We start from the raw sequence: 26,865 nt of genomic DNA on the forward strand, positions 1-26,865 counted from the left end.
ATGAATCCTCTTTTTGATTTTGGATTATCTCAGGAAGACGTTGAGTCAGAAGAAAAGGCACTGAAACTGAAAGATGGTGATCATCTTTTATCAATTTCCAGTGCAGGGGATGTAGCCTTAAATTTATTGGCCCGAAATAGTGTTAAAATCAAATGTATCGATATAAATGAGAATCAGAATCAATTACTAAAGCTTAAAATTAAAGCACTTCAATATCTTGAACCTGCAGAAGCGGCTGGTTTTTTAGGGTTTATGCCTCAACAAAAGGACGTCAGGTTAAAATATTACAATAAATTATCAACCTCGTTTACCACCCAGGAATCAGAATTTTGGGAAAGAAACAGATTGGCGATAGAAAAAGGAGTCATTAATGCGGGAAGATTTGAGCAATACATGGCGCGTTTTAATTCTATTGGTTTGGCCATTGTAGGAAAGAAAAAGATACAAGGATTACTGGAGTTTGATAATGTAAAAGATCAATATTCATACTTCGATAATAAGCTCAATACAAAACGACTCAATAAACTGTTTCAAATAATATTTCACCCCAGAATTTATAAGGGAAATGCAATAGCTGAGCAAGGATTTAAGAATTCAGGGAAGAATAATATTGCTGAGTTCTTTTTTCAAAGATTCAGAGATTTTTGTTGCTCTACTCTGGCTTATAAGAATTACTTTTTGCAATATACATTCTTTGGAAAGGTTTTATTTAAAGATGCTTTACCAGATTATCTGACAGAATCAGGAGTGAAAAATATCAAAAGAAATCTCTTGGATTTAACCATTGAAACGATAGCACTAAAACAGTTTCTTGAAAAAAGTCAGCCGGGAGATTTTAATAGGTTTCATCTCTCCAATATTAGTGATTGGGTTAATAAAGAAGAGTTTGATGAGCTAATGAAATTGGTCTTTCAAGTATCTGCAAACAATGGAAGAATCAGCTCAAGGTTTATTCATCATTTACATCCAATGCCGGATAAATTAACAGAGACTGTTATCTCAGAGACATCTTTAGGGGAGGAAATTATTAAAACAGATCGTTATCCTTTTTATAATATTGTACCTTATATGATTATAAAATAATAGGATACTTTGTGTCGCATCTTACTAATTATCATGTAATTGAGATCCGATCCGATTAACAGTATTGAAAAAAAGGATGGAGTCAAAGAAATCAGATATGATTAAAAACAAATCAAAATATACAGTAGCTCTTTTGGATCGTTCCTATAATCAGCAGATGCTTGATATTTTGAAATCGTGTCCGATAAAATCTGGTGGTTTTGAGATATGTTTCGACAGGGAACCTGATGTTTTTAAATTGGCAGAGTTAAAGTATAATCCTGCCAAATACATTGGGTTTTTTAAGGATGAAAAATTAGTTGGATTTATCCTGATGGGGTATCATCAGGCCTATATCAATGGGAAAACCCGTGAAGTTTATCACTTTACCGATTTTTACGTGTTGGAAGAAGCCCGTAATAAAGGATTCTTTTACAAGGCTTCTGAGTTGGTTTTTAAAAATGCTGAGGTGGGTTATGCAATAATTATGCAGGGTAACAATGATGCATTGAGTCATGTATCACGACGACATAAGAAATTTCCATACGTTCCTTTTTCAAAAACAGTTGGAACACTGGATGTACGAAATATTCTGGTTACTTTTAAAAAGAAAGAATCACGGAAGTATGAAATTAGAAGGGCAACCATAAAAGATATACCAACGATTATTGAGTTATTAAAAACTGAATATTCAAATCGTCTTTTCGGACAATATGTCGATGAATCAACATTCAAAGCTAATTTAAATAAGAAGCCTGGATTAACAATTGAAAATTATTATCTGGCGGAGAAAGATAATAAAGTGGTTGGTGTATGTGCAGCATGGGATACAGGTTCTTTTAAGCAAACACGCGTGTTAAAGTTGAGTTTGAATCTTAGAATGACCAGGTTTGTCTATTCCGTTTTGGCATACTTGTTTGGTTTTCCAACCCTTCCCGATGAGGGAAAATGTTTTAAGGAGGTTTACCTGACTGATTATGCTGTAAAAGACAGAAATTCGGGGATCATGAGAGCTTTGCTTGTACGAATTTATAATGAATACAGAACGAAGAAGAACAATAGTGTTATTTTTGGTAGTAGTGAAGATGATCCTTTACTAAAGGCAACAAAAGGATTCTTTAGTCAATCAGTTAAGTCGCATATTATTCTGAGTGTAGCTGATGAGAACATGATTAATGAAACGAAAGTCAATTTGCCATATATTGATGTAGCCATGTTATAAAACGATGTTAGAACGAACTAAAAACATACTTATCGACTTATATAATTTTTTTCTGATCGTTATCTATTGGACTATAGGAGTAGTTTTGTTACTGATGGCTCGCTTCATTGATCGTTTTATGGGAACCAGGTTGTTCAGTTTTTTAGATAAAATAGTAAGAAAAATAGCCTGATATTGAAATGATTATAGTTGGTTTAATAGTATTGTTAATCGTTATTCTTTTTATTGTGTGGCGCTTCTGGTTTTTCTTCCGGAATCCTAATCGTACCATTCAATATAATGAAAACTATATTCTTTCACCTGCTGATGGCTTTATTGTTTACATACGCAAGGTAATACCGGGGGAAGATATTTTCGCAATTAAAAAAGGCAGAAAGATTCTGTTAGACGAACTAATGTTTCTGGATGATCAAGAAATGCTAAATCAACCAGGTTGGCTGATTGGCATTTGTATGGGACCTTTTAATGTTCATTATAACAGGGCTCCAATTGAAGGATATATCACAAAAATTAAACATGACTTTCCTACAACCGTCAAAAGCAATAAAACGATGTTTCCTGCATTGCAGAATCTGTTTTTTAATTTGTATCCCTATTATGAAGGCTGCGATTATATTCTTTCTAACGAAAGAGCTTCTTATACTATATCCAATCATCGATTCAAAGTCTATGTAACTCAAATTGCAGACAACTGGATTAGAAAAATAGTAACCTTCAGGAATAAAGAAGAAATAAAACAGGGTGATGTTTTTGGTCTGATAAGAATGGGATCACAGGTTGATTTATTCATTCCCGATCAGGAAAAAAGCATTGAGATTCTTGTAAACGAAAGGCAAAAAGTAAGGGCCGGGATTACAATTTTGGCTAAACTAAATGATTAGCTATATTAGTTATAATGTAATTTCGACTTTAGTACCTGTTCCTTCACCCTTAAAATTGTATTTATCAGTAATTTCAAATTTTATATGTCTTTTTTTCTGTTGATTAAAAAGGTCTATGTATTCATTCATTACATGTAGTCCTTTGCCAGTTGATTTAATATTATACGATTTAGCTGCTGCCCTGCCAATACCATTATCTTCAATGGTGGCTTTTATCGTTTGATTTTTATTGATGATTGAGATGCTAATTTGACCATTTCCATCTTTTGGGGTTATACCGTGCTTCAATGCATTTTCAACGAAAATTTGAATAAGCATTTTAGGTATCTCGATCTCTAAATCGATTGATTCATCGAACTCAATATTGTAATCTAATTTTGAACCAAAACGGAATCTTTCAATTTCAAGATATTTCCTCACAAAGTCGATTTCTTCTTTAAGTGTTCTGGCTGAATCTTTGGCTTTTATTAAAGTCATTCTAATTAATTCCGAAAGATTGGCAAAGTACTCATAGGCATCTTCTTTTTTACCTAACATAATTGATCCGCCAATAGCATTTAATACATTGAAAGTAAAGTGTGGATCTAATTGGTTATAGGTAGATGATAATTCTAACTCTCTTAACCGTTCTCTCTCGTTATAAATTTTAGTAATACGTTTCTTTTCAATGTTAAATAGAAATGAAATAGTTAGAAATGAAATAATTAGTATTAGTAAATAATAGGGAAATTTAAAGATATAGTATTTATTTGGATGAATTGCAATTATATACTCATTCCCATCCATAAATATACATATGTCTGGTATTGATTTATTGTTTTTTATGAATGATATTTCAAATATCTTTGGTGTTGATGGAGGTATTCCTTCTATTGGGATAAAGTCTTCTTTATTGAGCCATAAGTTATAAATGCCGGAGTTAGTATTGTAAAGTAATAGACTTGGGGTTGTCTGCTCATTAAACTGTAACTCTCTAAATCCAAATTTAGGAACAGGTATATTGATTGTATGTAATGTATCAAATGAAGAATTTAAAGTAACAATGTTTGACCTATCTCTATTTATGAGCCATATCAAGCTATCCTGGAAAGTATTATTTAAGGCAAGTGTATTGGATCTTTTTTGTTTTGGAAGAAATGTTCTTTTTATACGTTTTCCTTTGACATCATAAATACTTATTATTTGGCTTTTCTTTTTATTTGTTGCAAACGATTCTAAAACTGCTATATAAGGGTTCTCTGGTTTGTCTAATATTTGAACGTTAACTGAAGTAAAACCTCCATAGTTTATAATGGGATCAAAGAAGAATTCTAATTTTCGATTAAAGGCCATTGCATAACTGTTCTGATCATGAAAATGATAATCAGTGGTATCTTTTATGTTCCATGGAGCATAACAAGCTCCAAATAATTCATCATATCCATTATTATCAAAATCATAGAAACACACATTTCCATTGCCGCATGATCCATCTGTTTTGGATTTAAACAACTTTTGAGTTAATGGATCATACTTGTAAAATTTTCTTGGTTTTATAGAGTATCCAGCATTCAACGAAATATAAATTTCTGGTCGGTTATTCTTATCTGCATCGTGAAGAAAAATACCATAAGTAAAATCATAAGATCCATATTTGTTTTTTAGAATTTGATCAAGAAAAATATATTGAGTTTTCCCATCTATATTATTATCTTCCTGATAATATGAGATGTCTGTAAGAGCAAGAAATATAGAATCTTCTCTAATTATTAATAATGAGATATCATGGTATTCATTATCAAAAATAGGACCTAAAGCGAATGTATTTAAAGAACCATTTAGTTTTCCTTCAAGATTAACCTGACCCAGTAGATTATAGTTTGTATCATTAATTTGAAAACTTGCATTTTTTGTGTAGTTATCTGTTTGAACAATTACTCTTTCACTAATTCCATCATTATTAAGATCATAATATTTAACTCGACCATGATCTCTGTCGTCAGCCATATTAATGTGAGATACATTCACATGATACTGATTAAAGTTTATAGGAATGGCAAGTATTATAAGTAAAGTTAAAGGAATGGCTATAACTAGGTTGAATAACCATAGAACATTCGATAATTTTTTTCTCATATTTTATTGGTGAAAATATTCTTCCAATAGGTCAATGCCTGATTTACTGATTTTTACTTCCTGAGCATACCCATTTATACCTACAATGCAAGTTCTTTTTTTACGGGATACTTCCCTAAGGTAATTAATGTTTATAAGGCTGGATCTGGAACTTCTAATAAAAATATTATCATCAAGCATTGTTTGTATCTTCCCTATATTAATGGATACATGATGCTTTTTATTATCAAATGTGTGAATAGTAGTATAAACCTGATCCGCAACTAAACAAATTATATCGTTGGGCTTTACAATAATAAATCCTTGCTGAGTATTAAAGCGTAGTGTGTTATTAACTAATTTTTCTATTTGAATGTCATTATGTTTATGTTCTTCAAAGTGTTTTAGTGCTTTCGAAAATCGACTAATAGAAATTGGTTTCATTAAATAATCGCAAGCCTTACAATCAAATGCATCTAACGCGTGCTCTGCATATGCTGTTGCGAAAATGATCTCAGTATTCAATTCAAGTTGATTTATTTCTTTAGCCAAATCTATACCATTGTCCTTGCCAAAATTAATATCAAGCAATACCAGATCCGGTTTGTTTTTAAGAATGGATGGTAGCAATTTTATTGAATTAGTCACTTTATCTACCACAATGTATGTAGGAAAGGACTTTAGCAACTCAACCATTAGATTAATGGCATGTTGCTCATCATCAGCGATAATTACTTTATACATGGTTTAGGTTTATAATGGCTATCTATTTGCAAACTACGCAAAAAATTGAAAAAGTGGAAGTTTTATTGGTTAAATGAATTATATCATTGGTTAAATATACATAACGGTTTATTAATTGTCTTTGAATATGCGTGATTCAGAGTTGGTTAATAATCCACAACAGCTTAATTTAGGATATCGCTGTCAAACTCAAAATTTATACAATGAAAAGAATATTATTTGCGCTATCCCTTTGTCTTTTAATGGGATTAACAGGAACTGTTAAGGCAGAAAGAGTATCTCAGATTTTAAACAATGCCTCTCAAAGAGTGGGAGAAATTGTTGAAGTTGATGGATTAGTTACACAACTTCAAGATGCAAACAAATCTAACTTCAAAGATTATTGGTTGAAGGATAAATATGGAGGTATCATAATGGTACATACTGATGGTACTGAAGATCCAATTACAAATAAAAAATATAATGTAAAAGGATACTTGACTTATAATGCTGATAACGGACTTTACTATATAAGTGAAACCTATAGAAATCAGTTAAGCGATGATGCCTTTATAATTGTAGAGCCCTCGAATCCTTTTACTCCAACACCAGCAATACCTTGGTGGAAAGAAAACTTTTTAATATTGGTGATTGCTGGAGGTGCAATAATATTAGCTCTAATTATTATAGCTTTTGTTGTTTCTTCGAAAAAGAGTAAAAGTATACAGAATGTAAAACCTTCATATACTTCTCATATGACTGCAAATTCAGCAGAAACCAAGGTTTCAATTTCTAATATTGAAACCGTACAAAATAATACCGAGGAGCTTAAAACAATGATCATACCTAAAGCTGATCCTAAAACAATGAAATTCATACCGGGAGAACTTGAAATATTGAAAGGAGCAGATATTGGTAAAAAGTTTAAGATTGCAGGATCTCCTCAGAGTGATGGAACAAGCATTGTTACAATCGGTAGAGAAAATTCAAATGAATCAAATATGTTTTCTCATATTCATTTAAAAGAAAAAACTATTTCCAGACAACAAGCTCAGATTATACAAAGCAATGGTAACATTAAAGTCAAAAACCTGAGTAAAACAAACTTGACTAAAGTAGATGGAAAAGAATTAATGCCTGATGAAACAATAGAACTATCTCCAAATGCAATAATATCATTAGGTGAGGTTGAAATTAAGTACTTATTGAATTAGAATACTAAATAAAGTTACCCTCATTTATTTCTAATGAGGGTAATTCTTTATATGAACATATGGCAAAATATGAACTTTATTATTCTGCAGAAACGGATGCAGGACTTCGAGGAAATAATGAAGATAGTATATGTGCATTAGCGTTAGATGATTTGTTTGTATTTGCAGTGGCAGATGGAATGGGGGGAATGGATGCTGGCGAAGTAGCCAGTGAAATTGCAATTAATGCTATTGTCGATTGCGTAAAGGAGAGCATTGAATCAATTGTAAAAGGTAGAAAGACATTAAAGGAAATTATTAGATATTCATTTTTGGTTGCGCAAACAAACATTGCAGATGATATTGTTGAAAATCCTGCACGATCAAGTATGGGTACCACTCTGACAATGGTTCTAATTTATAAGGGGAGATATGCAATAGGGAATATTGGAGATTCAAGGATTTATCTGCGTCGCAGAGGAAAACTGAAATTACTGACTATGGATCATAGTTATGTTTTTGAAGAACAGAAAAAAAAAGGGAAAAATCTGTCTGAGAGCATGATTAAAAACTATGGACATCTGGTAACAAAAGCAGTAGACGGTAAAAATATTACACCTGATTTATTTCCTAAGAGAAGAAAGAGTTATAAGTTGAAAAATAGAGATGGACTTCTTTTATGTTCTGATGGATTGATAACGGCAGATGTGTTTAATGACTCAACAAAAATACAAGCTGCTATCAATACATGTAATTATATAGATGATGTTAGTAGGACATTGATTAAATCAGCAATGGAAAATGGTTCAAATGACAATATTAGTGTTATCTATCTTAGTCAGAAAAGCAAGGTTAAGTGATAAATTATTAATTGAATATGCATACAATAATCTGTCCATTTTGTAAAGAAGTAATAAAGGAAGGTGCTGTTAAATGTAAGCATTGTGGAAGTATATTGTCGCAATTGCCAATATACAATAACCAGAATGTTGATACTATCATAAAACAAGAATTAAGTAATCATTATCAGATTATAAGTGCCTTAGGAAAAGGGGGTATGGCAACAGTTTATAAAGCTATTCAAAAGAACCTGAATCGATACGTAGCACTTAAAGTTGTGCATCCCAATTTGGTTCATGATCAGGAGTTTCTAGCCAGATTTCACAGAGAGGCACAAGTTTCAGCATCCCTAAGACATCCTAATATTGTTACTATTTATGATGTAGGATCGATAAAAGGAATTCATTTTATATCGATGGAATTATTGGATGGCAAGGATTTACATTCAATAATCAGATCAGAGGGTAAGCTTACTCCAAGTGATCTTGTACTGACAATTGCCCCTATTGCAAATGCTTTAGGATATGCTCATGAAAAACATTTGGTTCATAGAGATATAAAAAGTTCAAATATATTTATAACTAAGGAAGGTAGGCCGGTCTTAACAGATTTTGGTATTGCCCATTTAGAACAAAATACGCAATTGACACAGGCTGGTGCAATTCTTGGGACACCAGATTATATGAGTCCTGAACAGGCGAATGCTGAAAATATTGATGGAAGAAGCGATATTTTCAGTCTGGGAGTAGTGATGTATGAATGTTTAACAGGGCAGTTACCTTTTAAGACGGAAAATCCACTAAGCACGATAAATGCCATTATAAATAAGAAACATAAACCAGTATCTCATTTTAATAAAGGAATTCCAAACTGGATTGAAGACTGTTCAAATATGTGTTTGGAGAAAAATCCTGATTTGCGTCCCAAAACTGCCTATGATTTAGAGTTGCTCTTAAAAAATGGCGATAAAAAAGTTTTTCTGGCAAAGAGAAATCTGTTTAATACTAAGGTTGTAAATTCTGCAGTTATCGCATTAAGTAGTGTTGCTCTCCTAATTTTTGTAACATTAATTGCTATTGGTTTTTTAATTAAATCAGATGCATCTGTTACTACTCCCAAAGCTTTAGTTAATCAGTCTGACATTAAAAATGAACCTATTCTTGAAATTTCAAATAAAGGAACAGACCTCCTAATTGTTACAGGAAATGAGGTTGATTCTACTAGAGGCAAAGTAGGTGGATTAACAACAACTAACGATGACCCACAACCCAAAGATGAGGACAAGAAAGAATCGGTTGTTAAAGTAGAGAAAAATTTGGAGTATTTTATTAACCAGGCTAATACTGCCTTTGATAAAAGAAGTTATCAAAAGTGTCTAAACCAATGTATTGAAGCACTAACATTAGATCCAGATAACAAAACTGCATTAAAATTAAAAGAAAAAGCTACAAAGGCAATTGAAGATTCCAAGATTTTAAAAGGATTGAAATTTGATAAACTTGTTGAATTGGCTGATTATCATTATTTGGAATCAAATAGTGATTCGGCTCTGTTTTTTTATCAACAAGCACGGAAATATAAACCAAATGATGATCATGTAAATGGACGTATTATACAACTTAGTGAAGAATTAAGTTATGTCAAGGAAAAATTAAATCAAGATATCGTAAAAGCCAATGAAGCAATTGCCGGAGGAGACTTAGAAAGAGCTTTTGATTTATTTTCTAAAGCTTTTAAGGAGGGATATCAGTCATTTGATTTAAGAGATCAGATTAGTAAAATCAAAGAAAATCTTGCTCAATATTGGATAAATGAAGCTCAGAACAAGATGGTAATGGTTGATGGCGGCATTTTTGAAATGGGAAGCGATCAGTCAAGTCAGGATCAAAAGCCGAAACATCAGGTACAGGTTTCTTCATTTCAAATGGATGCTTATGAAGTAACTGTAGAAGAGTACAGAAGGTTTTGTAAGATAAATGGACTGAAGATGCCAACTGAACCTTCTAAAGGATGGAGTGCAAATCAACCTATTGTTAATATTTCCTGGAATGAGGCTATGCGATATGCACAGTGGGTAGGCAAAAGACTCCCGACCGAGGCAGAATGGGAATATGCAGCAAAAGGAGGAAGAGTATCAAAAAGTTATAAATATAGTGGTAGTGACATCGCTAATCAGGTAGCCTGGTACAATACCAGTAGTATACACACTATTAAATCAAAAAATCCTAACGAGCTAGGTTTATATGATATGAGTGGAAATGTTTGGGAATGGTGTTATGACTTTTATGATGCTGAATTTTATAAAAACAGTTCTTCAAATAATCCTTTGGGGCCACAATCTGGTGACAAGAAGATTATTAGAGGAGGAGGATATAAAAGCCCGACAAGAGAATTACAGGTTAAACACAGGGGCGCAGAAAAACCACAAAAAAGATCTGTTGAGATAGGATTTAGATGTGTGAAAAGTAATTAATAAAATATCAATTTTTCAACTATGAGTCACTACAAGATTGGCACCATTTTATTCTTAATTTTATTTAGTACATATTCAGTATTTGCAGCCAGAGGACCAAAGATATTAAGTCCGGTAAATAATAAGTCTATTACACAAACCTCAGTGGTACTGATTTGGGAAGAGCTAAATAGAACAAATATTATTTACGAAGTTAAAGTCTCAGAATCACCGGATTTTCTAGATGACTTAAGCCTGGTTTTACAAACAACTAAAAATAAAATCACCATTAACTATCCATTCTTTGAATTGGGTAAAAGGTACTTCTGGACTGTCAAGGGGATGTATACAAATAATGGCACTGTATACATTAATACAGATTGGTCTCATGAGAAGCAAAAAATACAAAGTGATTATTCATTTGTAATTGCTGAGGATGCGATTGATTTGGCAGGTGAGCAACCCAAAATGTTATTGGATGAGGAACAAATGGCTTATGATACGCTTCAGCCAGTGTTGAAGTGGGACTTCTGGAAACTTAAGAATGAACCATATAAAATATTAAACAAAGATGGTGTTTTTGTGGAGCCTATTCTTAGTAAGATAAGTTATGACTTTCAAATTTCAGAAGCATCTGATTTTTCTGTTGGTACGAGAACCTATTCACCTATATTAGGTGACAGTATCATTATTAAAATGCCTATTCTATATCCTAATCATGAATATTTTTGTAGGGTGCGTGCAAAATATTATGATCCTATTCTAAAAATAGTTAGGACTACACGATGGTCAAGTGAATTTAATGGTTGGCACTCGTTTAAAACTTCTATAGATGCATTAGGGACTTTTTCATTTTCAGAAGGTTCTATACTGGAACAAAACATGGGAGATCTCATCAATTATAGTTTAGAATTGTTGGTGTCAGGTAATTACAATAATATTAGTCCAAGTGTGTCGATGAATGGTCAGATGTTATCATTTATAAGTGATAGATCTGGTAATCGTGAATTATATCTTAAAGATACTTATGCAAGACGTAATGGGGGAGAAACGCAAAAAACTCAAATAATGTCTGGTCGTTCAATCTATAATCCATTTTGGTTAAATGATGATGAAAGAGTCGGTTTTTTTGCTAATTTATATAATCCGATGTCCTGGCATGTGTTTTCAACAAATAGGGGGTCTGGATTGACTATTATGACTTCAGGTATGGAAATGGCTGAAAAGAATCCTGACTTTAGTTTAAGTGGTTCTTGTTCTACGGATGGTAGGGTGATTTTTAGTGCTAAAATGTATGATAGTGATCCGTACATGATGTATTTACTTGATTTATCTGATGATAGCCGTACACAATTACGACCTGGTTTATTTCCTGATATCAGGGATGATGATAGAATCGTATTCTGTTCAAACGAAACAGGTAATTATGAAATATGGATTGTAGAGTTGGAAGGGAAAAGTGTTTTTCGTCCAACTATATTAAACTCACATCAGGCAGATGATTATGAACCTGCTTTTTCACCTAATGGTGAACGCATTTTATTTACTTCAAACAGAAGCGGCAATAGTGATATCTGGGTTATGGATGTGGATGGAAGCAATCTGCAACAATTAACTACACATCCTATGGTTGATCGTCATCCTCAATGGATTGATGCAAGTACTATTGTATTTCAATCGAATAGAGATAAAGATGATAGGGGGAACCCGATCTATGGAATTTACTTATTAAGATTATCTAATTGAAAATAGTTAAAATACTTTCTTATGAATCGGATCATTTTCTTTATTCTGATTGAGTTTTTTTTCATATTTTGTTTAGTAGCACAAAATAACAAAGGTATTAAGCTTATAGACAATGTTTTTACAAATAAACTCTTATCAAATGTTTTAAATGTAAATGATGAAGTAGCTTACTTCGGTTTATACTGGAATGATCTGACAAAGACATATTTAGAGCAAAGTAATTTTGAAAACAGGTTACTTCAAAAAACTTCAGCAAATATTCATATAAAGGATCCTGAAATTCTTATTTCTGAGTACAAACGACTAAGTAGAAAGTTATCTGAAGAAATAGCAGAAGAAACGGAAATTAATAAAGAAAGGATAGATCGTGATATTAGATATTTGGGAGAAAGTCTTGCTAAGCTTGCTGCAGACAATAAAATTACAACGAATAATAGTACGGTAGATTTTTTTCTTAAGGAACTGGTTATATCATCTGCTCAAGAAAAGCAAAAGCAAAAATATGAAGCAAAGATGAGAGATATTGAAATAAAAGCGGAAGCTGATTTAAGAATGAACCTTAGTAATAAACTTGAACCCATTAAAGAATCAATTATTAAAGAAAATAAGGATTCTAAAGATCAATTTTTTAGAGCTTTTGCATATGAGAAGGATGAAAGTAAAGAGGATTATTATTATGAATGTTATAAGTTTCATGATTGTTTTATTAAGGAAGTAAATAAGAATTATAATGTCTATAATAGCGATTGGTTATATCCAAAATGTGCTAAACCAGTATTGTCTTTTCAAACAACTTATACGAATGGTAATTATCTCTCAATCGCGAAAAGAAAGAAAGGTTTGTATGATAAATTTGGAAATAAGGAATTACTTGATGCAACCAATCTCTTTCTAGATGCAGCATTGTCTGAAAAGAATGACGATGCTCATGCTTATTTGTTTAAATCGGAGTTAGAAGAGAATATCATAAAAAAAATGTTCTATGTATTGCTTGCTGATAAATTTGATCATGATGATCCAGAAGTAGAAATGTCTAAAGTAGAAGTAGAGGATGTTTTTTTGAATGAGTTCTTTAAATCGATTGAACAAGGAGACGTGTCTTTTATTAGGGAAAGTGTCGAAAATAATTTTCATTTAGGACTTGAGAAGAATGGGAAAACGCCAATAATAGTTTCAATCGAGAATGATCAGGATAAAATACTTGATTTATTAATTGACAATCATCCCAATAAAGAAACTATATTAAAAAATGGTCATTTATTGCTTTTTCATATGGCTGCAGTTGATGCTGTTAAATGTACTAAGTTAATGCATTCAAAAGGATTAGATCTGGGATTTGTGGATTCTTCAAATAATGGTATAACAGCCTTAAATATAGCATTGGATAATGGAAATTATAATGTTGCATCATACCTCTTAGCAAATATAAAAAGTCCTGATAAAGCCCTTAAGTATGTGAAGAAAGTAGAACCTGATCAACTAAAAGAAGCATGTTTGTTTATTTATGATAAATCGGATAAATATCTAAATATTATTGAGAAATATGATAAAGCTTTTCTTAAGGATAACTATAGCCGAATAAATATCACCGCATTACCAGATGATGCTTTTATTTATATTAATGGAACATGCTACGGGCAAGGTAATTGTTTATCAGCTTATCTTAGATTAGATAAGAGTTATCTGGTTGAGATTCAGAAAAAGGGTTTTAAAACAGTTAATAAGAATATTTTACTGAAAAAAGGCCAACTGGCAAATGTAAGGGTTGTGTTAAAAGAAAATCCAAAAACACTTATTTCACTTAAGTCTCACAATGATGTTGGTTACCAATTAAAAGATTGGCACGATTTCTATGTAGGTCCATCAGGGTTGAAAAAGGAAAATAAGAGAAACAATGAATTTAATGAAGAACTTAAACAAGTTGCCAGGGATAAGGCCAAAGCAGAGGCAGATGCCCACAATAAAAGAATTAAATTAGAATTGGATAAGATAAATAGTTCTATCAGAATGCAAAATGAAGAGATTAAACTTTCAAATGAACAACTGAATAAAGAAAGACTATTTGAAGTCTCCTATGCAAGTGCAAAATCTATCGCTGATACTAAAAATTCAAACCCTAAGGTTAACAAAGAAATTGTATATGAAAAAATAAATCAACTGTCGAATAATGCACTTCAGGAAAGCAATGTTGAAGAAGAGAAAGAAACAGAAACCTTGAAAGAAGATGTTATTGTAGCCAAAGAGCAGGAGAGTATTATGGCGTTGGATAATAATAGAAATGAGGAAAATAAAATCCTGGCAATTGTTCAGCCAAAAATAATGAAAGATGGCATAAATGTCATTGATATTGTTGGATATGATGGAGCGCAGTTGAGGGTTGATTCAATCGTATTTGTAAATCCTGAAAAAGAAGGAAACAGGTCGATTAATTATCAAATAACTGAAAACGCCATTGAGTTTTTTCCGGTTTATGGCGAGGGTAGCTATCAATTTACAACTACTATTAATGAGAAGGATACTATTCAGATCATAGAAGTAAAAGCAGAGGATATTCCAAAAGAATATATTGGTTTTGTTATTGCTGAGAATGGAGGTTTTTTAGAAATGGAGATAATCAGTAATCGGGAGATTATAGCCGGATCTCACGTTACTATTAAGCAAATTAAATCTGATCAATTAGAAGTGGTCGCCAGTGGTAATATTATTTCAGGGAAAGGTAAAAGATACCATATTGAACTTTCCAGAAAGTTTTTTGAACCCTCTTATGGTACTTTAGTAATGTGTGATATTGAGTAATGATATTTAAGATGCAAAAATTTAGAAATGATGATCATATGAAATGGATATTATTACTGATTATTGTTTTTTTAGACCTTACCATTGCATTTACTCAAAACACAATGGTCGATGCACATAAAAACAGTAAACTTAATCTTATTGAAGTTTATCAATATCTCTCTTTAATTGTATAATAATTAAACTCTAATTATTAAAATTGATTACAAACAGTAAATCTAGGTGATTGCTGCACAAATCAATACGAATATTACATAGAATGATTGCTCTAAAAACCTTGTTTTATTTCGAAAATTGTATTGTTTTGCATCGTAAAACATATAATTACGAAACATGTTAGGAAAATACATTCGATTAATAATAGCTACACTTTTAGTATTAACATCAGTCTTTCTATTTATTTATGGCTCTATTGGCTGGGGAGTAATTTCGGTTATTGTTGGCTTGCTGTTTGTATTGTTTCATTTTAAAAATGAAAATAATCTGCTGGCATTCTATTTTATCAGGAAGAACAAGTTTGCAAAAGCAGAAAAAGTACTATCGAAGGTGAAGAGCCCGGAAAATATGATAAAACGTCAAACGGCATATTATTATTATCTGTTAGGTTTATCGCAAGCTCAAACTCAACAATTATCCTTGGCTGAGAAAAGTCTGAAAAAGGCCTTGTCGACAGGATTACATTTGAAAGCTGATCAGGCAATGGCAAAATTAAGTCTTGCAGGTTTCTATTTATCAAAGAGAAATAAGAAGCTTGCTAAAATTCACTTGATGGATGCCAAGAAACTGGATAAACAAAAGATGCTGACAGCTCAGATTAAAGAAGTTGAAAATATGATGAAAAGAATTTAAAAAAAAATCTTTTCATCATATTTTCAAATATTGCTGAGGTTGATGATAGTACACATTAAACTATTTAGTAATTACCAATATCTGCTGTTTCTATAATTAATTTATTTGATCTTACTTTAAAGTAATACATTGGTAGTAATACAATTGGCTTTTATTGAGTATATTCCAATTTGGTCATGATAAACTGTAGCATTACTCAAACTAATGACTACACAAATATGATCATCTTACCTCAATTTCTTATGCAGCCAGGCTCTTATTGGTTCATCATAAAACGTTAGACTTACATAAGCTAATAATATGGCCCCTGTAAATGTCAATAATGCAAATGGCATGGCTTGCAATAATGTAATACCACTATGATTGCTTACCCATGCAACATAAAAATAAACAAGAACATAATGTGTCATGTATAACGGGTAAGAAAGATCACCTAAGAACTTAGAGATTCTTTTTGATATTTGATTATGTAATACACCTCCAGCGCCAATAAATACAATGATTGGAAATATAATGATGATGCAAAATGATTCATATAATCCATTCATCCAAAGATATTCTGTTCCTCCGATTCTTGGCACAAATAGTGTTACAGCAAGCAAGAGACTACACCATAAAAAAGCATTTTTAATGTAGATTGGTTTAGATACACGAGATAATAACAAACCTCCAAAAAATGGGAACAAAGTGCGGATTATTCCAATACGCATATGTTCTGTATTTAGTGTCCAACCGCCAGCAATGTCTCCATTGGGGCTTGTTATAGCTAAATGTATTAGCAATCCAGCGGCCAACATAACAAACAAGGCTAATGCTTTATTCGATAGTTTTCTTATTCCTATTGCATATAAGATATTAGCTATATACTCAAATAACAATGACCAGCCAACACTATTGAGAGGATGCATTTCTTCCCAACCACGTATGTCCATTGAAAGAGGAATGGGTAAAATCGTATAACCTATAAGCATTACAATGATTAATTTCCAAACAGGTACAGTATGAATTAGTGGCCAAATCGTTGAATCAGTAAAGTAAAAGCCCATAGCTCCGAGAGTCATGCCCAATATAACGAGTGGTTGCAGGCGAACAAGTCGTCGACGAAGAAAACCACCAAAGGTTAATTTTCTCCATCTGTCGTCATATGCATAACCGATCACAAAACCAGATAAGAGAAAAAAGAAATCAACTGCCAGATAACCATGATTTACAATATTGTCAAGATGACCGCTGGCAAGTGGCTCTGTAAGGTGAAATATAACCACAATAATAGCAGCTATCCCTCTAAGTCCATCCAATATCTGATAATGTGGCTTTGTTTCTATCTTTATAGTTTCCATTTTTTTTATATTATCTTAATTAATCCCACAGCTGGTTTTAAGTTCTTTCATTTCAAGTTAATCGTAGTTGAATAATTATAACTTCAACTACGATTACATTCGTTGTGATTCAAGAAATCGCCTAAATGAATATTTGATTTTTTATGAATTATATAAAAGTCCACCTTGCTTTTTACTCATACGAAGGAGACTAATTTTTAAGGAAGTATCGAAAGATTGCAGTTTATAGCATTTATGAAATTGAATATTTTCATTTCCATATATTCCTGAGATTATAATTCAACCTCCTAAATTTGTTTCAAAATGTTTCATAATTTGACCTTATTTGTACCTCGTTTAAATTAAATGCAACTGAGGTACAAATAGTGACCAAACTTATGTCCAAAAATGCTAATGTGTGCTAAAGTGGTAATATGAAAAGTGGCTGTAATACTTATTAAGACTAGGATTTTTAAATTAACTCTTCATGGTTTGTCATTTGTTTTCCCTACCTATTTGCCGATACAGAATTTTCTAAATGATGTAAATCAGGTAAATACAATATTTGAGTTGTAAAAATGATGTAAGGAAATTCAGGTATTTCCAGAATTTCTGAATGACTTTACATCGGTGATAATTTGGCCGGTTATTTATCCTAACTTTCAAAAATAGTTATTATTCAATTCAATATTCTCCTTCTTTGTATATTAATTATATTCCTTTGCATATAAATCATGTAAAAATCCTTTAATTATATGAGAAAACATATAAAATTGACTATATTTGAGTAGTTATATTGAAATGCATATAATGAAAAAGCTGGCAGAATTTGTAAAGCAAAGAAGAAAAGAAGTGAATCTTACCCAGGAAGAGTTTGCAGATAGGGCAGGAGTAGCTTTGACTGTTGTCAGAAAAATTGAACAAGGTAAAAGTAATTTGAATCTCGACAAAGTTAATCAGGTTCTAGCAATGTTTGGGCATGAACTGGCTCCGGTAAATACAAAGGAATTGGAGAAAACTTCAGATGAATGAGAAAAGCAAAAGTATTATACAACGATAGACTTGCAGGTATTCTGGTTGAATCAGATGAAGGAGAGTATACTTTTACCTACAATAAGGAGTATGTAATAAATTATCCTGACTTCTTTTTGACTTTTACAATGCCTGTCATTGATAAGGTGTACAAATCCAATAGACTATTCCCATTCTTTGAGTGTTTAATACCTGAAGGTTGGTTGTTAGAGATAGCCTCAAATAGCTGGAAGATAAATAAAAATGATCGAATGGGGCTTTTGTTGGCTTGTTGTCAAAATTGTATAGGAGCTGTTAGCGTTTTACCAATAAGAGAAGAAGATGACTAAAAAGTGCCTGTATTGCTATGAAGAGGTGGAAAAAGGAGGTGAGTTCCATGAATCTTGTAGTCAACTCTTTTTTGGAACTGCAAAACCTCCTGTTATTCCTTATGGGTTGGATAAAATGGCGGAGTTGGCAAAAAATGTAGTTGAGCGGAGTGTAACTGTTCCCGGTGTTCAGCCAAAGCTTTCAATGAGTGTAGTTGAAGAATCTAGGGATAGAACGGATAAAAGATTGACTGTTGTTGATGCCTTAGGAGGTAATTATATTTTTAAACCAGCATCATTAGATTATCCTGAAATGCCGGCAAATGAACACTTGACAATGCGTATTGCTGAAAGTTTTGGAATCAATGTAGTTCCATCCAGTTTGATTAGATTACAGTCAGGTGAACTTTCATATATCACCAAGCGGATTGATCGAACAGAAAAAGGAGAGAGGATACATATGTTGGATATGTTTCAAATAACAGAAGCCTTTGATAAATACAAGGGATCAATGGAAAAGATTGGTAAGGCTCTTAATGAATATTCAGCTAATCCACTCCTGGATAAATTGTATTTGTTTGAGTTGACTTTGTTCAGTTTTTTGACTGGCAATAATGATATGCACTTGAAGAATTTCTCAATGGTATTATCAAATAGAAAGTGGATTTTATCTCCTGCTTATGACTTATTAAATGTATCTATTATACTTCCTGAAGATACAGAAGAACTGGCATTGACTTTAAGTGGAAAAAAGAAAAAGTTAACCAAAGCTACCTTTGATGCATTTGGTTCTGATCTTGGTCTCAATAAAAAGCAAATCCAAGGAGTTTATAAGCGTTTTATTAAGAATCAATCAACAGCCTATAAATGGATTAATAAATCATTTTTATCTGAGGAAATGAAAAAGAGTTATAGAGATATGCTTGAAAACAGGTATTCTAAACTTTTTGAATAATATTAGTAATGCTTGTAAATATTCCCGCAAATTACATTTTTACTTCATAAAGTATTGGAATAAATGCCTAATTTAGTACATTTGAAATGTTTATAAAACATTGAATGTTAAATATTTAAATTACTTTCCGATATAGAAACACTAAATATCAGAAAAAGAGTGATTAATGGTAAATGAGGTTCATATGGGGTACAAAAATGAATTGTATTGAAAGTGATTGATATTTAGTTGGATATAGGGATTTTGTTGCTGAAAAATGATAAAAGATTTGACATGTTGATGTATCAGTCAATATATACGAAATATATTATCTAGAAAGTAATTTCAACCTTCGTTCCGATTGCTACGCCTTCAGTATCATATTTATCAGTTATATTAAAATTGATTTTTCTTTTATTCTGATCATTGAATAAATTAATATACTCCTTCATCACCTGCAAACCTTTACCAGTTGATTTGATATTATACGATTTAGCTGCTGCCCTGCCAATACCATTATCTTCAATGGTGACTTTTATCGTTTGATTTTTATTGATGATTGAGATGCTAATTTGACCATTTCCATCTTTAGGGGTTATACCATGCTTCAATGCGTTTTCAACAAAAATTTGTATAAGCATTTTGGGTATCTCAATCTCTATATCGATTGATTCATCTAAGTCGATACTATAATCTAATTTTGAACCAAACCGGAATCTTTCAATTTCAAGATATTTCCTCACAAAGTCGATTTCTTCTTTAAGTGTTCTGGCTGAATCTTTGGCTTTTATTAAAGTTAATCTGATAAGTTCTGATAAGTTGGCAAAGTACTCATACGCTTCTTCCTTTTTGCCCATCATTATTGATCCTCCTATTGCATTTAAGACATTGAATGTAAAATGTGGATCGAGTTGATTATAGGTAGAAGCCAGTTCTAATTCCCTTAAACGCTCCTTTTCTTCAAATCGTTTGATTATTCTTTTCTTTTGATCATTCAATACCCAATAGACAAGAAAGAAGGCTACAATAGCAATTGTTAGATAGTACGGAAACCTATATATAAAATATGGATTTTTGTTAATTGTTATGATGTGTTCGTATCCATCTTCAAAAATACAAATCTTAGGTATTTTTAAAGAAGGATGTTTTATTAATGAGATTTCAATTGCTTTTGGTGTGCAAGGAGGAATATTATTAATTGGAATAAAGGTCTTCTGTTCAAACCATATGTTAACAATCCCATTTGCAAGATTTGTGAATAAAATACTTTGTTTTTGATCAGTCAAGGAGAGGTGTTTAAGTCCAAATCCCTCAACAGGAATATCAATTGTCTTTATAGTATCAAATTGTATATTTAATATGGTGATATTAGACGATTTGGGATTAAGGAGCCAGATAATACTGTCTTTAAATTCAGGTAATATAGCAATTGAATTATTACGATCCTGTTTGGGTAAGTTGGTTTGTCTTACAACTTCGCCCTTATGATTATACAATTTTAAGGATTGAGGTTCCCTTTTATCAGATGCTGAAGTCTTTAATAAAGCAAAGATGTTGTTTTTGTTGTTTTCAATAGTTTGAAAGTTAAATGAGGTATAACCTCCGTGATTAATAATTGGGTCAAAATGAAAGGTTAAGTCGTTATTAAATACCATACAGTAACTATTCTGGTCGTGATATTTATATCTAGTTGTATCTGATATATTCCACGGAGCATAGCATACTCCTATCAGTTCATCAATTCCATCTCTGTCTAGATCTGTAAACCAAATATGATTGTTACCACATGAACCATCTGTATTGCTCTTTAGTAGTTCTTTATTATGAACATCATACATATATAATTTACGAGGTTGTATGGAATAACCGGAAAAGATTGCTATATAGATTTCAAGTTTTCCATCATTGTTTGAATCATGTAGTTTTATATTATAAGTAAAATCATAAGCTCCGAATTTGTTTTTTCGAATCTGGTCTATAAAGATAAACTGTGGTTGACCTTCAATGTTACCATGTTTTTTATTGATGGTTATATCACAGTAGTTTAAAAATATTGAATCTTGTTTGATGGTTAGTAATGCTATATCATCAAAATCATTGTCAAATATTGGTCCTAATGCAAAATTGTTAAAGTTATCATTGAGATTACCTTTTAAGTTAATTTGTCCTAATAGGTTAGAATTATAATCATGCATCTGGAAACATGCCGATTTTGATAAGTTATCAGTATGAGCTACAATTCGCTCACTAACACCATCATTATTGAAATCATGATACATAACACGTCCATGGTCTCTGTTGTCCTTTTTGTTCAAATTGGACACCTGAACATTATACTGATCAAACTTAATTGGGATAGCAAGAATGATGAGTATTGCAAGAGGAATTGATACGAAAAGATATATAAACCAACTATTGCGATCTAGTAGTTTTTTCATAATCTATTGTTGAAAATATTCCTCTAACCTTTCTGTACCTGTCTTACTTAGTTTAACTTCTTGGGTGTATCCGTTAAGCCCGACAATGCATGTTCTCTTTTTTCTGGATACCTCTCTCAAATAGTTAATATTAACAATACTTGATCTGGAACTTCTAATGAATTTCTTTACATCTAGCATAGATTCAATTTTTCCAATATTTATTGAAACATGGTATCGTTTATTATCAAGAGTGTGAATTGTTGTGTATACCTGATCCGCAACCAAACAGATTATATCGTTGGGTTTTACAATAATAAATCCTTGTTGAGTATTAAAGCGTAATGTGTTGTTAACTAATTTTTCTATATTAATGTCAGTATGCTTATGTTCTTCAAAGTGTTTAAGAGCTTTCGAAAATCTACTAATAGAAATTGGTTTCATTAAATAATCACAAGCCTTACAATCAAATGCATCTAACGCGTGTTCAGCATATGCTGTTGCGAAAATGATTTCAGTATTCAATTCAAGTTGATTTATTTCTTTAGCCAAATCTATACCATTGTCCTTGCCAAAATTAATATCAAGCAATACCAAATCCGGTTTGTTCTTAAGAATGGATGGTAGCAATTTTATTGAATTAGTCACTTTATCTACCACAGTGTATGTAGGAAAGGACTTTAGCAATTCAACCATTAGATTAATGGCATGTTGCTCATCATCTGCGATAATTACTTTATACATGGTTTAGGTTTATAATGGCTATCTATTTGCAAACTACGCAAAAAATAGAAAAAGTGGAAGTTTAATTGGTTAAATGAATTATATCATTGGTTAAATATACATAACGGTTTATTAAATGTCTTTGAATATGCGTGATTCAGAGTTGGTTATTAGTCTATTGCAGTTTAATTTAGATTATTATTTAAGACTCAAAAATCATACTATGAAAAGAAAATTGTTGCTCCTTCTACCTATGCTAATTCTTCCATTTTTTTATAGGTTGTGAAGAGGAAGATAAGAATGAAGAACCTCAGAATTATAGAATATTTGTAAAAGCGCTAAATGATGATACAAGTGAAGCTGCAGGATATGTAAAAATTAAGCTTAGCACAAATGATTCTGTGATTTCTAGAACCTTTGAACAAGGCTGTACAAACCTAGGTACTAAAGCAACAGACTCAAATGGTGAATGTGTTTTTGATAATACGTCTTTTGCAGGTGAACCTGAAATATGTAATGTTCAATCCTTCGATTTGCAAGTAAATGAATTAGAGTGTGCCTATTATTATGCTAGTCATATTCGAGTATTAAAAATATTTATAACATCTTAAATATGAAAAAGATTACCTTTCTAATATCAATATATTTGATAACTACTTTATCAGCAATTTCTCAATATAAAGAAAATGCTCTAATACCTAGATGTGGTTATAGTATGTCTACAGGAATTGGAGGTTTCGAATATAAAAATGGAGCCGGAAGCTTAAGTCTGGGGTATATGGATGGTGTTATTTTTTGTGGAACTATTTACTTCAAAAAGGCACAGGCTAATGATTTTTATATTTCAGTTTTTGGCAATCTTTCACAATCAAGAGAGGATTCCAATGACGATTCTGTTTCAGATTCTATGCCTATAGGAGGAATATTAGGGTATCGATTTGCACAAGTCGGAATATTTGATATAAAAATTGGAGTTGGCTTAACTGATTTAAAAACATTCAGCAGTGATATAGCTTTTGATTTTTCTATTGGAGTACCAATAAACTTTTAAAATAATTATCGTCTACTCACCCTTTATCAATTATTATAAATATGAAAAGCAATTTATCACGTATAGTTCTATTTGTAGTTCTAATTTTTACATATACTACTACATATGGACAAAAAGAAATAAGACATAACCAAGGAAATTCTATTGCAGAACTAATATTTATGAGAAAACATATTGTATGGGGAGATGGTGTATACGGCTATTTTTATATACATAAACTTATAGGTAATCAGTATGTTGGTGAAAAATATAAAATTAAAGCTGGGCAAAGAGTTAAAATTAACTTACAAGAGGAAGGTACTTATCGTCTGAAGATGAAGGGAGGACGAAAAGTATTTTTGGAAATAAAAAGAGGCGATAAATATTATTACAGAATTTTATCCGGTTCAATAGGTTGGCATATGAAGCCATTAAATGAGGAGAAAGGTGTGAGATGCTACAACAGTACTAATGATAAAAATGATGAAGTTTATGAGTTTTAAGAAATCTTTATTATTCTTCTTTCTAGTCGTTGCCGTAAGTAATATGAATTCACAAGAAAAAGAGTACTCTATTAGAAGTAATGGTTATTACAAATGTTATATTTCTCATGGCCATAAATCGGGTAAAGTAGATGTGAAACGTAGCATTGCTATGACCTTAAAATTTAACATTGATGACGTGTATTTTTGCCTATTTGCTGTTAGCAAGAATATCAATAAAAAACCTTATAAGCTACATGAATTAATATCCCAAACATATACAGTTAAATCAAAATTAGCAGAGGCCTTGTTTAATAGCATTGTTATTAAGGGAAAATATAAAGTTGTTAACAATAAAATAGAGATTACATTTCCTGATAATCCTGATCCAAATCAAAATGGAATACCAACATTTACTGGGTCGATTAATAATGATAAAAATGAACTTTTATTAAAGGCCTCCTATTTTAGTGAAGACCTGTTTAATTTTGATGAAATTTACTCAATGGAGTATAATAAATTTTAAAATCTTTTCTTAAAATAATCTAAAAACAATTAGTATGAAAAGCCTATTAAACTATTTATTAGTAACTATTATATCTTTTACATTTATATGCTGTGAAGAAAATGATGATAAACCAGAATGTGAAGTTAATAATACTGGAGAAGTTGTTATTATCAATAATACAGGAGCCGCTACAACAGTGTATGTTATTAGCATGGCCAATGCACGAGTCCTAGGGACAAGCAGTAACAAAATTACATATAAAGATGTTCCTGCCGGAGATGTTTTAATTGGTTATTGGGTTAGTGAAGGTGTATGGAATACAGTTGTAAATCATGTAACATCATGTAATACAGTTACCTATGTAATAAAATGATTTTTGCTAAATAATATACCTATATATGACAAATCAGTGTTTTTTTCGATAAAACTGATGATTATGAGTTCAATTAAAAATTATTATAAATATCTACGCTTGAAAAACATTATATTACTTTTAATCCTATTCACAGTAATTTCATGTGAACCAGACAAAAGAGAAGATTGGGAAACTAATACTTCATTGGAAGAAGATAGCGCAAATGACTATGGTCACTCGCTAACAGGTGATTTTACAGGCACAGGTAGTATCCTTGATTATGTCGATGATTCAAACTCAAATAATGGAGATGCATCTGTTCATGTTAGTCAAAGTTCATCAGGTTATACTATAAGATTAACAATTGGTGATTATAACAAAACATTTTCATGCAGCGGTTCTGGTGATTTTACAATACAAGGTATAAATAATAAAGTGAGTGGTACAATTAACTTGAATCCTAATTCAAATTCTGGCAATTATACCAATTATAAACTAGTAGAATTTGAATATATAGAACAGCAAAAATATAGTTGGAATTGCTCACGTTAAATAGATAAGAAACATTAAATAACTAAAAAAAAATGAAACATAGCATTTTTAAATTAACTTCTACATTCATGTGTTTTGTATTATTATCTGCGTTACTTTTCGCATGTGAGCAGATTGAGGAAGCACTCGATGAACTTGAATCTTCGTCAATTAACGAGGACTATATTGGCAGTTTTACAGTCGGTGTTGGTGATCTTATCGAATATAGTACAGGAAAAGAATATAATAATTGTTATACAAAGGTAATTGTAGCCACTAACAATGATCAATACGATATTGATTATGAAATATCCACTAATCCAGCTTATGGGTTTGGATATGAAGGTAGCTTTAGATGTACATCCGGTAGTGTGGATTATAAAAGTGGGTCATACCACTATGTTGGCACAGTTAATTTTGGAAAATCAACAAATACAGGTAGTATTAAAAAATACAAGTTAACTACAGATGGAGGAGAAGAGTTGAAATACAAAATAACATGGAATTGCTCCAAAAAGAACTAAGTTCCATATCGCACACATTTAAACTTAGCTTGGGTTTAAGATAAAGATGCAATATACAATGCAATAGATTAAAACATAGTGTCAATAGTCTTTTGAAATACTAATCATGAAAACTATTAATTCTTTAATTATCTCAATAACCACTTTATTACTAATTCAAATTTTTATAGTTGTTGTAAAAAGGCCAAAAATGATCCAGAACCAGAATTGGAAGATGAAATTCATTATAGGACAAAGGAAATAAAATACCTAAGATTAGATGGAGAAGGAGAAGATAGCCAAACTAGCTATAATAATGATAATAAACTTGAGACTGTAAGTGTTACTAGAATTCCTTATGATGGAGAAAGTGAATCATATTCAGATTCATTTAATTATGATGATGATGGTACAATTACAAGTTATCGACATGGGGAAGTAAGTCAATCTTTTTTGTATTATAATAGCAATCAAATCATTGAATGCCTCTATCAAAATGACTTTAAAGAAGAAGTAACATATATAAATGGATTGATTAATAAAATTGTATAAATCAGATTTGATGAATTTGAAGATGATCCCGCAAATTACATTTTTACTTCATAAAGTATTGGAATTAATGCCTAATTTAGTATGTTTAAAATATATTCAAAGTATTGAATATTAAGTATTTAAATCATTTACCGATACAGAATTTTCTAAATGATGTAAATCAGGTAAATACAATATTTGAGTTGTAAAAATGATGTGATGAAATTCACTGAATGATTTGTAAGCATCCGGTAAACTCCGCCTAAAATATCCCCATGTCAGTTTTTATTTTTCGGAAAACTAAAAACGAACGACATGCTAAACGCTAAGAAAT

Annotated in this window: 25 protein-coding genes; 20 read left to right on the plus strand and 5 right to left on the minus strand. The window is 31.4% G+C overall.

The window, feature by feature from the left end; translation table 11 throughout:
- The 3 genes from ACRD62_RS02675 to ACRD62_RS02685 all read left to right on the plus strand — a co-directional run bounded on the left by ACRD62_RS02675 (position 1) and on the right by ACRD62_RS02685 (position 3,165).
- Positions 1–1,083 carry a DUF3419 family protein gene (locus tag ACRD62_RS02675; RefSeq protein ID WP_430818572.1) on the plus strand — a complete coding sequence of 361 codons (1,083 nt, stop codon included), beginning with the start codon at positions 1–3 and terminating at the stop codon, positions 1,081–1,083.
- 97 nt (positions 1,084–1,180) lie between these two features.
- Complete coding sequence (locus tag ACRD62_RS02680; protein ID WP_430818573.1) at positions 1,181–2,284, plus strand: GNAT family protein; 1,104 nt, start codon at positions 1,181–1,183, stop codon at positions 2,282–2,284.
- A gap of 179 nt (positions 2,285–2,463) precedes the next feature.
- Complete coding sequence (locus tag ACRD62_RS02685) at positions 2,464–3,165, plus strand: phosphatidylserine decarboxylase (protein WP_430818574.1); 702 nt, start codon at positions 2,464–2,466, stop codon at positions 3,163–3,165.
- A 9-nt stretch (positions 3,166–3,174) separates the two neighbouring features.
- On the opposite strand, the gene ACRD62_RS02690 is transcribed toward ACRD62_RS02685, so the two are convergent.
- Together ACRD62_RS02690 and ACRD62_RS02695 are read right to left on the minus strand one after the other, a co-directional pair.
- Positions 3,175–5,280 carry a sensor histidine kinase gene (locus tag ACRD62_RS02690; protein WP_430818575.1) on the minus strand — a complete coding sequence of 702 codons (2,106 nt, stop codon included), beginning with the start codon at positions 5,278–5,280 and terminating at the stop codon, positions 3,175–3,177.
- Positions 5,281–5,283: 3 nt separating this feature from the next.
- Positions 5,284–6,003: a LytR/AlgR family response regulator transcription factor gene (locus ACRD62_RS02695; protein WP_430818576.1), complete on the minus strand. Its 720-nt coding sequence runs from the start codon at positions 6,001–6,003 to the stop codon at positions 5,284–5,286.
- A 203-nt stretch (positions 6,004–6,206) separates the two neighbouring features.
- On the opposite strand from ACRD62_RS02695, the gene ACRD62_RS02700 reads away from it, so the two are divergent.
- From ACRD62_RS02700 to ACRD62_RS02730, 7 genes are all read left to right on the plus strand, one after another.
- The gene (locus ACRD62_RS02700; protein ID WP_430818577.1) at positions 6,207–7,196 is read left to right on the plus strand and encodes an FHA domain-containing protein; all 990 of its coding nucleotides are present in this window, start codon (positions 6,207–6,209) and stop codon (positions 7,194–7,196) included.
- A 59-nt stretch (positions 7,197–7,255) separates the two neighbouring features.
- Positions 7,256–8,035: a PP2C family protein-serine/threonine phosphatase gene (locus tag ACRD62_RS02705; RefSeq protein ID WP_430818578.1), complete on the plus strand. Its 780-nt coding sequence runs from the start codon at positions 7,256–7,258 to the stop codon at positions 8,033–8,035.
- A gap of 17 nt (positions 8,036–8,052) precedes the next feature.
- A complete protein-coding gene (locus tag ACRD62_RS02710; protein WP_430818579.1) occupies positions 8,053–10,488 on the plus strand; it encodes an SUMF1/EgtB/PvdO family nonheme iron enzyme in 2,436 nt (811 codons plus the stop codon).
- Between the two features lie 21 nt (positions 10,489–10,509).
- Entirely contained in the window at positions 10,510–12,213 is a 1,704-nt protein-coding gene (locus ACRD62_RS02715) for a TolB family protein (protein WP_430818580.1), read from the plus strand.
- A 21-nt stretch (positions 12,214–12,234) separates the two neighbouring features.
- On the plus strand, positions 12,235–15,009 hold the full coding sequence (locus tag ACRD62_RS02720; RefSeq protein ID WP_430818581.1) for an ankyrin repeat domain-containing protein: 2,775 nt from the start codon (positions 12,235–12,237) through the stop codon (positions 15,007–15,009).
- Between the two features lie 11 nt (positions 15,010–15,020).
- The gene (locus tag ACRD62_RS02725; RefSeq protein WP_430818582.1) at positions 15,021–15,185 is read left to right on the plus strand and encodes a hypothetical protein; all 165 of its coding nucleotides are present in this window, start codon (positions 15,021–15,023) and stop codon (positions 15,183–15,185) included.
- Between the two features lie 157 nt (positions 15,186–15,342).
- On the plus strand, positions 15,343–15,858 hold the full coding sequence (locus tag ACRD62_RS02730; RefSeq protein ID WP_430818583.1) for a tetratricopeptide repeat protein: 516 nt from the start codon (positions 15,343–15,345) through the stop codon (positions 15,856–15,858).
- Between the two features lie 227 nt (positions 15,859–16,085).
- Here ACRD62_RS02730 and ACRD62_RS02735 read toward each other — a convergent pair whose 3' ends face one another.
- Positions 16,086–17,198: an acyltransferase family protein gene (locus ACRD62_RS02735; RefSeq protein ID WP_430818584.1), complete on the minus strand. Its 1,113-nt coding sequence runs from the start codon at positions 17,196–17,198 to the stop codon at positions 16,086–16,088.
- Positions 17,199–17,987: 789 nt separating this feature from the next.
- Here ACRD62_RS02735 and ACRD62_RS02740 point away from each other — a divergent pair.
- Genes ACRD62_RS02740 through ACRD62_RS02750 form a run of 3 tightly spaced genes read left to right on the plus strand, consistent with a single transcriptional unit; the run spans position 17,988 to position 19,472 of the window.
- Positions 17,988–18,209: a helix-turn-helix transcriptional regulator gene (locus ACRD62_RS02740; protein WP_430818585.1), complete on the plus strand. Its 222-nt coding sequence runs from the start codon at positions 17,988–17,990 to the stop codon at positions 18,207–18,209.
- Positions 18,206–18,538 carry a HipA N-terminal domain-containing protein gene (locus tag ACRD62_RS02745; RefSeq protein WP_430818586.1) on the plus strand — a complete coding sequence of 111 codons (333 nt, stop codon included), beginning with the start codon at positions 18,206–18,208 and terminating at the stop codon, positions 18,536–18,538. The genes ACRD62_RS02740 and ACRD62_RS02745 overlap by 4 nt, the downstream gene beginning before the upstream one ends.
- Positions 18,531–19,472, plus strand: a complete 942-nt coding sequence (locus ACRD62_RS02750; protein ID WP_430818587.1) for a HipA domain-containing protein — start codon at positions 18,531–18,533, stop codon at positions 19,470–19,472. Before ACRD62_RS02745 ends, ACRD62_RS02750 begins: the two co-directional genes overlap by 8 nt.
- A gap of 311 nt (positions 19,473–19,783) precedes the next feature.
- Here ACRD62_RS02750 and ACRD62_RS02755 read toward each other — a convergent pair whose 3' ends face one another.
- Together ACRD62_RS02755 and ACRD62_RS02760 are read right to left on the minus strand one after the other, a co-directional pair.
- Positions 19,784–21,889: a sensor histidine kinase gene (locus ACRD62_RS02755; RefSeq protein WP_430818588.1), complete on the minus strand. Its 2,106-nt coding sequence runs from the start codon at positions 21,887–21,889 to the stop codon at positions 19,784–19,786.
- A 3-nt stretch (positions 21,890–21,892) separates the two neighbouring features.
- Positions 21,893–22,612 (minus strand): LytR/AlgR family response regulator transcription factor, encoded by a 720-nt coding sequence (locus tag ACRD62_RS02760; RefSeq protein ID WP_430818589.1) that lies wholly within the window; start codon positions 22,610–22,612, stop codon positions 21,893–21,895.
- 592 nt (positions 22,613–23,204) lie between these two features.
- On the opposite strand from ACRD62_RS02760, the gene ACRD62_RS02765 reads away from it, so the two are divergent.
- The 7 genes from ACRD62_RS02765 to ACRD62_RS02795 all read left to right on the plus strand — a co-directional run bounded on the left by ACRD62_RS02765 (position 23,205) and on the right by ACRD62_RS02795 (position 26,552).
- The gene (locus ACRD62_RS02765) at positions 23,205–23,642 is read left to right on the plus strand and encodes a hypothetical protein (RefSeq protein WP_430818590.1); all 438 of its coding nucleotides are present in this window, start codon (positions 23,205–23,207) and stop codon (positions 23,640–23,642) included.
- Positions 23,643–23,803: 161 nt separating this feature from the next.
- On the plus strand, positions 23,804–24,124 hold the full coding sequence (locus ACRD62_RS02770) for a hypothetical protein (protein WP_430818591.1): 321 nt from the start codon (positions 23,804–23,806) through the stop codon (positions 24,122–24,124).
- Positions 24,114–24,629: a hypothetical protein gene (locus tag ACRD62_RS02775; RefSeq protein ID WP_430818592.1), complete on the plus strand. Its 516-nt coding sequence runs from the start codon at positions 24,114–24,116 to the stop codon at positions 24,627–24,629. Before ACRD62_RS02770 ends, ACRD62_RS02775 begins: the two co-directional genes overlap by 11 nt.
- 34 nt (positions 24,630–24,663) lie before the next feature.
- Positions 24,664–24,984: a hypothetical protein gene (locus ACRD62_RS02780; protein ID WP_430818593.1), complete on the plus strand. Its 321-nt coding sequence runs from the start codon at positions 24,664–24,666 to the stop codon at positions 24,982–24,984.
- A 63-nt stretch (positions 24,985–25,047) separates the two neighbouring features.
- Complete coding sequence (locus ACRD62_RS02785) at positions 25,048–25,518, plus strand: hypothetical protein (protein ID WP_430818594.1); 471 nt, start codon at positions 25,048–25,050, stop codon at positions 25,516–25,518.
- Positions 25,519–25,550: 32 nt separating this feature from the next.
- The gene (locus tag ACRD62_RS02790) at positions 25,551–26,021 is read left to right on the plus strand and encodes a hypothetical protein (RefSeq protein WP_430818595.1); all 471 of its coding nucleotides are present in this window, start codon (positions 25,551–25,553) and stop codon (positions 26,019–26,021) included.
- Between the two features lie 207 nt (positions 26,022–26,228).
- Positions 26,229–26,552 carry a hypothetical protein gene (locus tag ACRD62_RS02795; RefSeq protein WP_430818596.1) on the plus strand — a complete coding sequence of 108 codons (324 nt, stop codon included), beginning with the start codon at positions 26,229–26,231 and terminating at the stop codon, positions 26,550–26,552.
- The last annotated feature ends 313 nt before the right edge of the window (positions 26,553–26,865 follow it).

This window comes from Carboxylicivirga caseinilyticus, from assembly GCF_050589785.1.
GTDB lineage: Bacteria > Bacteroidota > Bacteroidia > Bacteroidales > Marinilabiliaceae > Carboxylicivirga > Carboxylicivirga caseinilyticus.